Origin of the sequence: Cryobacterium sp. TMT3-29-2, from assembly GCF_004564305.1 — a bacterium.
Classification (GTDB): Bacteria; Actinomycetota; Actinomycetes; order Actinomycetales; family Microbacteriaceae; genus Cryobacterium; species Cryobacterium sinapicolor.
Map to the genome: position 1 here is coordinate 23,531 of NZ_SOGK01000134.1, position 8,105 is coordinate 31,635.

Here is an 8,105-nt window from a genome sequence, read left to right on the forward strand (position 1 = left end):
GGCCACAGGGCCTCTGCTCGAGCTTGTGGCCGATGCCTTGAGGCTGCCGCATACGTCCTAGACGACGGGCGTCCTGCAGCGTGGTGACCGTGGTCACGAGCCGGCCATGGCTGGCTACGTTGTCATTTTTCGAAGTCGGCTGCACAACGACCCCTGTGATTTCGGGGGTTGTGCAGCCGAGTGTGACGACTGACTTTTCCGTACTCCTCTGCACAAGTGCCGCTTTTGTTCGTACTCGCCTGCACAAGCAGAAGGCAAGGGGGCGGACGCCGAATGGGCCGGGGGTGGTCCGGATGCGATTGCCGTCGTGGCGCCGAGACGGGCGACGAATCCAGAGGCCAACGGGGCGACAACGTCTCGTCGCGCAGTCAACGATTCAGTTGTGCACGCGAGTACGAACATCTGTGTAGGCGACTTCGAAAAATGACAGCGCGACTCAACTCGGGGACGCCTACTCGAAATTCGTTATTGCGTATTGCGTATTGCGTATTGCGTATCGCGTATTGCGTATATGGTGATACGATATGAGCATGAGCCTCCCTGAGATCACCGACGCGCGCACCTGCGGTTTCCCCGGCTGCGACGAGCCCGTTGACGCCACGCCCGGCGTCGGCCGGCCCGCCGGTTACTGCACCAACCCCGCCCATAACCGTGCCGCCGCGTGGCGTGCCCGCCGCGCTGAGTCCGGCCGGGTCGAGCGCACGGTCGAGGACGACAAGCTCCCCGTCGACGCAGCCCGGCAGAGGGCTAGTGTGCTGCGCTCCCAGGTCGCCGGCATGGTCGAGCACCTGCAGCAGCAGCTCGTCGTCCTCGTCGACGAGCTGCGCACAGTCGCGGATCCCGACGCGGCCGAAGCACAGATCGAGGCCGTCACCTCCGACGCGGCCGAGCAGGTCGCGTCCGCCGCAGCCCGCGCCAACCGGGCCGAGACCGCCGCGCGTAAGGCCGAAGCCGAGCGGGCGGAAGCCGACGCGGCAGCCGAAGAATCAGCCGTTCAGGTCGACGAACTCCGCACCACCCTGGACGCGCTCGAGCAGCGCGCCGCCACCCTGGAGAGCGACCTGGTCGCCGCAGGCGAGGACAACGCCCGCGCAAACGACGAGCTGGCTGCCCTGACGACCCAGCTGGCCATCCTGACCCTCGAGAACGTGACCACGGTCGCTCAACTCGCCGAGGCCCAGAACCTCGTCACCACCGCCACAGCGATCAAGGACGAGGCTGTGACGGCCGCGCGGGCCGCAGCCGTACAGGCCGATGCCGACGAGGCGCGCGCCGAGCGGGCCGAGACGGAAGCGGCGAACGCCCGTGCCCTGCTCGACCAGGTCCGGTTGGAGGGCGAGAGCGTCCGGGCGGAAGTGCTCGTGCTCAACGGGCGTCTGGCCACGGTCATCAGCGAACGTGACAGTGCCACGTCCGAGGTCACCCGGGAGCGTTCCTACGCTGAGCAGCGTGTCACTGACGTGCGGGCGGCCCTCGAACAGCAGCTCACCCAGTTGCGCGCCGACCTGGACGAGCTACGCAGGAGCGAACGCGAGCAACGCACCCGCGCTGACCGTGCCGAAGCACAGACCACCCGCCCCAAGCAGAAGTAAACCTGCGGGCCACTCCCCCAAAACTGCGCGTCGTGCCACGGCGGGAAGCTTCGCCGTGCGCGGCGGCCGCAGCGATGTGGCCGCGGGCGGGCCCCTTGGGGTTAGGCCTGGTCGTCGGGTTTGCTGTTGCGGCGGATTTGCGCGACGGCGCGGCTGAGGTCGGCGCCGATGTAGTCGGCGTCGATGACTCGGCCGAAGGTCTTCGATCCTTCGGGGCCCCAGCTGTTGGTGTGCTCTCGTCCGACGACGATTACTGCGTCCCCTTTGTGGAGCGTGGCTGCTGCGTTCTCGCCCAGCTCGAACTTGGCCTCAACGAAATGCGTTGTCGGGTCGACGTGTTCGAGGTACCTTCCGGCGCGGTACTCCCCCGTGTTCTCGATGACTCGGAACTTGGTGATCTTGATACTGCCGGCCTTCACTACTTCGACGTCTGCGGCGAGGTTCCCGGTGATGGTGCGTGGTGTTGACATGGTTTTGCTCCTACGGGTGGGTGCTCGGGTTGTCTGCGGATTTGAGCTCGTTGGTAAGCGCGGTGATGAGTTCCGGCTGGAATCCTGACCAGCTGGTGGATGCCGTTTCGACGACTGGTGCCTGTAGGTGTCCAAGCGTCCTGATGTACTCGAGCGCGGCTTCGTCCTGGGACAGGTCGACGACTGTGTAGCTGATGCCGACCTGGTCAAGCTTCATCTTCGTCATTCGACAGGGCTGGCACTCCGGCACCGTATAGACGACCACTGGCTCACTCATGTTGCGCCTGTTTAACTGCAGAGCCGCGTAGCGGCTCAATTCGGATCGTGCCCCTGTGACCGTCCTGTGCTGGCATGTGGTGACCGACCGCGTCTCTCTTGTTCGTCAGCTCCCTAGGGGTCTGCCTTGACGAAATCCACCGAGATTCCGGGGAAAGGGCTCACCGTTGTTGAACTCAATCGCGAGCCTTGCGAGTTCACGTTCGAGCGCGCCGTCAACGAGGGCAGCCATTGAGTTATAGCCGCCTTCGTAGCCTGCGGTTCGAAGTACTGCTGTTTCGGCGCGTTTCTTGAGGGAAGTGCGGAGTCCGAAGGTGACTGCTTTCTTTTCGTCACTATCCACGGACTCGGCCGTTGGCAATTTGATGTCGGGGTTCGTTGTTGAAGCGGTCGGCTGAGGTTCCATGGAGGGCGGCGTGCGCACTTCTTCAACCTCGGGCACTAGCCTGATCGGGCTTGCGCTTCCTGGCCGTCGACGACTGGGAGCGGTCATGCTGCCACCCCCTTGGCACCCAGGAAGCGGGCAAGGTAGGTTCGAGCGACGGCGTCGTAGAGAGCCACGGTCTTGCGGCCGTTTCGGTCGGTCCAGTCGGACAAAGACACGGCCGCTGCATCGGCCTCTGCGAAGCGTGACCACTCGGGAATGTAAGACGGGTTCAACAGTTCTGAGCCATCTGCCATCTTGACGACGCCACCGAGATTCCACACGAGATCTCCGAACTGACCGCGCAGCCCCTCGATCTGGTAGTCATGTTCTATGGTGGCCTTTCGTCGCGTTACGACGATGCCACCGACGGTGAGGGTCGGGTTGGCGATGTCGATCGCGTGACGAGTAACGAAGTCGTTCACCCGGATCGCTGCTTCGACGGAGTCGTAGTTGGGGTCCGTTGGGATGATGATGGTGTCGGCGGCCGCCATCGACATCTGGACCAGGTGGCCTAGGTCTGGCCGAGTGTCGATGAGGATGATGTCGTAGTCGTCTGTCCATCCCTCCAGAGCCTTCTGAAGTCTCCTCACGGCGCCGATGACTCCGGCTTCGGTTTCGCGGTTGATGAGGTCAAACCGGGCCGGGAGCACATCAATGTTTTCTGCCTCAGGCGTTGGCGTTCCGTCGGGCGTGGTCCAACCGCAAGCGACCACAGCCCCCTCCCCCGCCCCTGACTGGTCTGCCTTGATGACCTCGGACATGGTTGGGATCGGTTCGTTCGCGTCCCATTCGATGCCGAGGCGACGTGTGGCGTTCGCTTGTGGGTCCATGTCTATGACGAGGATCCGTTGGCCCACTCGAGCGAGCGCAGCGGCGAGCTGTACGGTCAGCTCCGTCTTGGACACGCCGCCCTTGTTATTCGATATGACTGCTGTGTGGGCCACGATTCTTGCCTCTCACGGAAAAAGTCGACAAATACAATACTTGTTTGTATTTACAGGGTTGATTGTTTTCCAACTATTGCTTGTATTGCGTACATTGCATTGACCGACACGCCATGAAGGCAATGTTTGTTTGTTATGCAATAAATCCAATACTTGTTTGTATTGCAAGCATTGTCTTTCTGGGCCCAGCAGGATCCGCTGGTGCCGTTTTCTGTGCACGGCGCCGCCGCTGGTCGAAGGCGAGACGCAGCCAAAGTCCCGCCATTTGATTGAGACCCTGGTCGTCGCAAGGGGAGCTTCGTTCAGCCAGCGGGGGGGGGTGCTCCTCCGGGGTGGGGGAGTGTGAGGGCTGTCCCCTCACCGGCTGGCCCGTGAGGGCCAGCCGGCTGGGCCTGGCTACATGGCGCGGAGCATGCTCACGACGGTGGGGAAGGGGGACAGGCTCCCCACGAGGGTGTCGACAGTGTCCTCGTCGGGCTTCTGCGCGAATGATTTCTGGATCCTCGCGAGCTGGCTGTCGGTGAGACCGACGGTTTCCCCGTCTGGAGTGACGCTGACGGCGATGGCGGTGCCGAAGATGACGACGGGCCTGCCGAGTAGGTGGGCGAGTACGGTCGCGGGCAGATTCAGGGTTGAGCCGTTGATGAGTCCTTCATCGTCGACGAAGAGGTCGATATCGTCGGCCAGGCCGACGACGTCGAACATCCGGCATCCGATGGCGGCGCTGATATCCGCCCCGATGCTGTTCTCGTTCAGGTCGTGGGTGGTGATGGTTTCGGTCGGGTTGATCTTGACGCTGCGGATGGTGGTGGTCATGGGGTTCTCTCTCCTCGGTTGGTGAGTTGCGCGGGATCCCGTGCTCTCGTGGCGGTGGTTGTGTTGTCGTCCACCGTTTTTCTTCCCTTGGTGGCAAGAGAATCGATTGAGAGCGGGAGTGCCGGAGTGCACGCAATCTCGTGCGGAATAAGGGAGCTTGCGACCGCCGTGCGAGATTGTGGGAACGCAGGCACGGAGCGAACTACGATGATCGGCCACCAAGGGAAGAAATGTCTTTGAAAGGATCAGGCCGGCGTAGCCGGGTCCGCTTGGCTGGGGGAGTGTGAGGGGGCACCGTCCCCCTCGCGGCCGAGCCGACAGGATCGGTCGGCGCGCGCTGGGATTCGCTTGTGGTGTGGGTTGGGCTGCGACGGCTCGCCCTGGGCGGGCGGGCCGTCGCGGCGGGGTCACTCTGGGCGGAGGTGCTTCTGGATCTCGGCATAGGGCGCCGTGTCGGTCCAGCTGTAGCCGGTGGTCAGGCTGACGGTTTTGGCGTTGGCCCGGACGACCTCGCGCCACTGGCCGCGGATCCTGACCCGGTCGCCTTTCTTGACGTTGCTGCGGTCGTAGCCGGTGGCCTGGCCGCTCTCGATCTGGGCGGCGCGCACACCCTCCCAGTAGGAGAGCTGGTCGCGCTTCTCTGCCAGGTGCGGTTCGAGGTGGTCCGCCCTGCTCTGCTTCTCGGTTTCTGTTGCGTCGACGTAGCCGAGTGCGTCGTCGTATCGCGGTGCGGTGATTCGGCGTTCCAGTTTTCGGATGTCCGCCCCTAACGTCTGGATTCGGTTGGCGACCGTCACGGGCTGGTAGCGGGCGTCGGTGGTGTGGGTGGCCGTGTCGGCGCGTGCCTGGGCGCGGGTGGCGTCTGCTGTGGCTTCGACTGATTTGCGCATGGCGTTGTTTGCTTTGGCGATCGCGTTGCGGTGGCGGCTTTCGGAGTGGTGGCCGACTTTGATCGGTTCGCCTCCTTCGGGCAGGCGGTCAAGGGCCGCGCGGGCGTTGGTCCACGCGGCCGCGTCGTCGGTGCTCTTGCATTCGGCTTTCACGAAGAGGGCGTCGACCCGGTCGGCCTGACGCTCAATCTTTCCGGCTTCGACCTCCGCTGTCGGGCGGTGGTCGTGGTTGATGTCGGTTTCGACCTCGAATCCGGCCGCCTCAAGGGCGGTCTGGGTGCGGGTGATGGTGTGGAGCTTGGGGAGGTGGTCGCGGGACTGCGGCACGAACCAGGCGCTGATGCTGCGCCCCCAGCGCCATCCGTTGGTCTTGAGGACGTCGGCGGTTCCGTCGCCTCGGCTGGTGCCGTCGATCATGGTTCCGGCTGCGTGGCTGTGGGTGATGGTGAGCATGATTTTTTTCCCTCGATCTAAGCGAAGCTGTCGGCGTAGCGGGTCGCGGTGCAGGTTTCCCCCGGCTGGGTATCCACGCCACCTTCCGAACGGCAACCGCTGCAGGCGCAACCGTCCGCGTAGCGCTCCCTGGAATAGGTGTTCTCGTAGTGGCGATCCGACTCAGCCATGGGTTCTCTTTCCCTCGTGAACAACTGTTTTTTTGGCCTGTCTGGCAAGAGAAATCGATAGCGACTGGAGGGCCGTAGTGCCCGCATTCTTGGGCGAAATAAGCCCGCAGGGCGCGTCCGAGAATGCGGGTGGCGCAGGCCTGGAGGGAGCTACGATGACCGGCCAGATAGGACAAAAAGCGCGGTAATCAGTGCCGCGCAGCGGCTCCATATCGCTCGTGGCGGCTTCGCCGTTGCAGTTTCAGAGTGATATCACTGTGATATTCCGTTGCGGGGGAGTGCGAGGGGGATAGGTCCCCTCGCCGGCCAGCTCGTGAGCTGGCCGGCTGCGTGGTCTAGAGCGCGGCGACCTCCTCGGCGTTCGTGACGAGCTGCGCTCCGAACTCGCGGATGAGCCGGTGGCATCCGGCACTTGTCGGGGACGTGACCGGGCCGGGGACGGCGCCCACGGGGCGGGCGATTGCGAAGGCGTGAGTCGCGATTTTCAACGATCCCGAGCGGTAGCCGGCCTCTGTCACTACGGTCGCGCGGGCGGCGGCCGCGATCAACCGATTTCGCATCAGGAAGCGGTACCGGGTGGGGCTCTGCCCGAAACTGATTTCTGTGGCTACTGCGCCCGTCTCGGCAATCCGGGTGAGCAGCGCGTCGTGGCCCGTGGGGTAGTACCGGTCGAGTCCGCCTGCGAGGTAGGCGACGGTGCGCCCTCCGCTGGCCAGCGCGGCGCGGTGAGCCATTCCGTCGACTCCGTACGCTGCACCAGAAATGATCACGTGGCCCCGGCTGACGAGTCCGGCGGTTATCTCCATCGTGACGTTTTCGCCGTAGCCACTGGCGGCTCTGGCTCCCACGATCGCCGTGTTCAGGGGGTCGACCAGGATCTCGGTTGTCCCTCGAACCCAGAGTGCATACGGGGCGGCGGAGCCGAGGTCGGTGAATCCAGCGGGCCAGTGCGGGTGCTCCGGCGTGATGAGTTCTGCTGTCGCGGTGTGTGCGGCCGCAAAAGCTGCGGCGATGTTGCCTGCGCTCGCGCGGGGCCGGGTGCGGGCGCGAAGGATGGAGAGGTCGAGTCCTGCCGCGTCGCTGGTGCCGTGCAGGAGAACGTTGAGGGCTTCTTCAGCGCCGAGCGCGGCGATGAGTTCGCCGGTGTCACTGTCCCCAGGTTCGCTGATGATGGTCCAGATTCCGCGCGCTGCTGCGTCGGCACTGAATCGCTGGATGGTGGGAACGTGGCTGCTGATGCTTGCGAGCGTGGTCATGGGTTCTCTTTCCCTCGTGGACAACTGTTTTTTTGGCCTGTCTGGCAAGAGAAATCGAGAGCGACTGGAGGGCCGTAGTGCCCGCATTCTCGGGCGAAATAAGCCCGCAGGGCGCGTCCGAGAATGCGGGTGACGCAGGCCTGGAGGGAGCTACGATGACCGGCCAGATAGGGCAAAAATGCTCGGAAATCAGTGCCGCGCAGCGGCTCCCCTGGGAAAATTGGTACGGCGGCTACGCCGCTGTTCCGTCACGGCCCGAAGGGACGCGTGCCTGGTTGTTTCAGGCTCCGGCTTCCGTGCCGGGGCCAGGGGCAGGAAGGCCCGGCGTGACAGTCCCCACGGTCACGCCGGGGCTTGGGGCATTGACAGGCCGATTGGGTAACAACACCGTTCGACAGGAGAGCTCAGTTTGTGGTCGGCTCACCTTGTCTGGTGCAATCGCTGATGCGCCGCTGCAGGCCGGGGATATACGCATCTGGATTCGAGCCGATGACGTCGAGGTGTCCTCCGAGCGTCGCGGCGAGCTCCCGAACCGTTTCTTCGAACAGCCTTTGAACGCGGTTCGCGTCTTCAATCATTTCGACCTCGGTCTCAAGGCCATTCCAAGCGTCCGACCACTCACTGAAGAAGTGGTGGGCGAGACGATTTCGCTCGCTGACTGCCATCGCCAGTTTCTCTTCCAAGATCGGGTCGCGCGCTAGGTGTACCCGGCCAGGACGTTGGTGACACTTCGCGGCTTGTGAAAAGGGAGAACCTCCGGACTTAGTGGAGGTATCTAACGTCTTCACAAGTCACGGAGGTCCTCATGAGC

General features: G+C 63.8%; 9 protein-coding genes. 2 read left to right on the forward strand and 7 right to left on the reverse strand.

All coding sequences use genetic code 11. The features are described 5' to 3' along the window. Positions 1 to 530 precede the first annotated feature (530 nt). Positions 531 to 1,592: a hypothetical protein gene (locus E3O67_RS15430; RefSeq protein ID WP_135103107.1), complete on the forward strand. Its 1,062-nt coding sequence runs from the start codon at positions 531 to 533 to the stop codon at positions 1,590 to 1,592. A 101-nt stretch (positions 1,593 to 1,693) separates the two neighbouring features. Here the strand turns inward: E3O67_RS15430 and E3O67_RS15435 are convergent, their stop codons facing one another. From E3O67_RS15435 to dprA, 7 genes are all read right to left on the reverse strand, one after another. Beyond that, entirely contained in the window at positions 1,694 to 2,062 is a 369-nt protein-coding gene (locus tag E3O67_RS15435; protein WP_135103108.1) for a single-stranded DNA-binding protein, read from the reverse strand. A 10-nt stretch (positions 2,063 to 2,072) separates the two neighbouring features. Further along, a complete protein-coding gene (locus E3O67_RS15440; protein WP_135103109.1) occupies positions 2,073 to 2,339 on the reverse strand; it encodes a glutaredoxin family protein in 267 nt (88 codons plus the stop codon). Positions 2,340 to 2,444: 105 nt separating this feature from the next. Next, positions 2,445 to 2,762, reverse strand: a complete 318-nt coding sequence (locus E3O67_RS15445; RefSeq protein ID WP_135103110.1) for a hypothetical protein — start codon at positions 2,760 to 2,762, stop codon at positions 2,445 to 2,447. Between the two features lie 65 nt (positions 2,763 to 2,827). Then, positions 2,828 to 3,709, reverse strand: a complete 882-nt coding sequence (locus E3O67_RS15450) for a ParA family protein (RefSeq protein ID WP_135103111.1) — start codon at positions 3,707 to 3,709, stop codon at positions 2,828 to 2,830. Positions 3,710 to 4,105: 396 nt separating this feature from the next. Further along, positions 4,106 to 4,525 carry a DUF3846 domain-containing protein gene (locus tag E3O67_RS15455; protein WP_135103112.1) on the reverse strand — a complete coding sequence of 140 codons (420 nt, stop codon included), beginning with the start codon at positions 4,523 to 4,525 and terminating at the stop codon, positions 4,106 to 4,108. A 407-nt stretch (positions 4,526 to 4,932) separates the two neighbouring features. After that, the gene (locus E3O67_RS15460; RefSeq protein ID WP_135103113.1) at positions 4,933 to 5,868 is read right to left on the reverse strand and encodes a DUF3560 domain-containing protein; all 936 of its coding nucleotides are present in this window, start codon (positions 5,866 to 5,868) and stop codon (positions 4,933 to 4,935) included. Positions 5,869 to 6,373: 505 nt separating this feature from the next. Continuing rightward, positions 6,374 to 7,294: a DNA-processing protein DprA gene (gene dprA, locus E3O67_RS15465; RefSeq protein WP_135103114.1), complete on the reverse strand. Its 921-nt coding sequence runs from the start codon at positions 7,292 to 7,294 to the stop codon at positions 6,374 to 6,376. Positions 7,295 to 7,449: 155 nt separating this feature from the next. Between dprA and E3O67_RS15470 the strand changes: the two genes are divergently transcribed. Then, on the forward strand, positions 7,450 to 7,995 hold the full coding sequence (locus E3O67_RS15470; protein ID WP_135103115.1) for a hypothetical protein: 546 nt from the start codon (positions 7,450 to 7,452) through the stop codon (positions 7,993 to 7,995). Positions 7,996 to 8,105 lie beyond the last annotated feature (110 nt).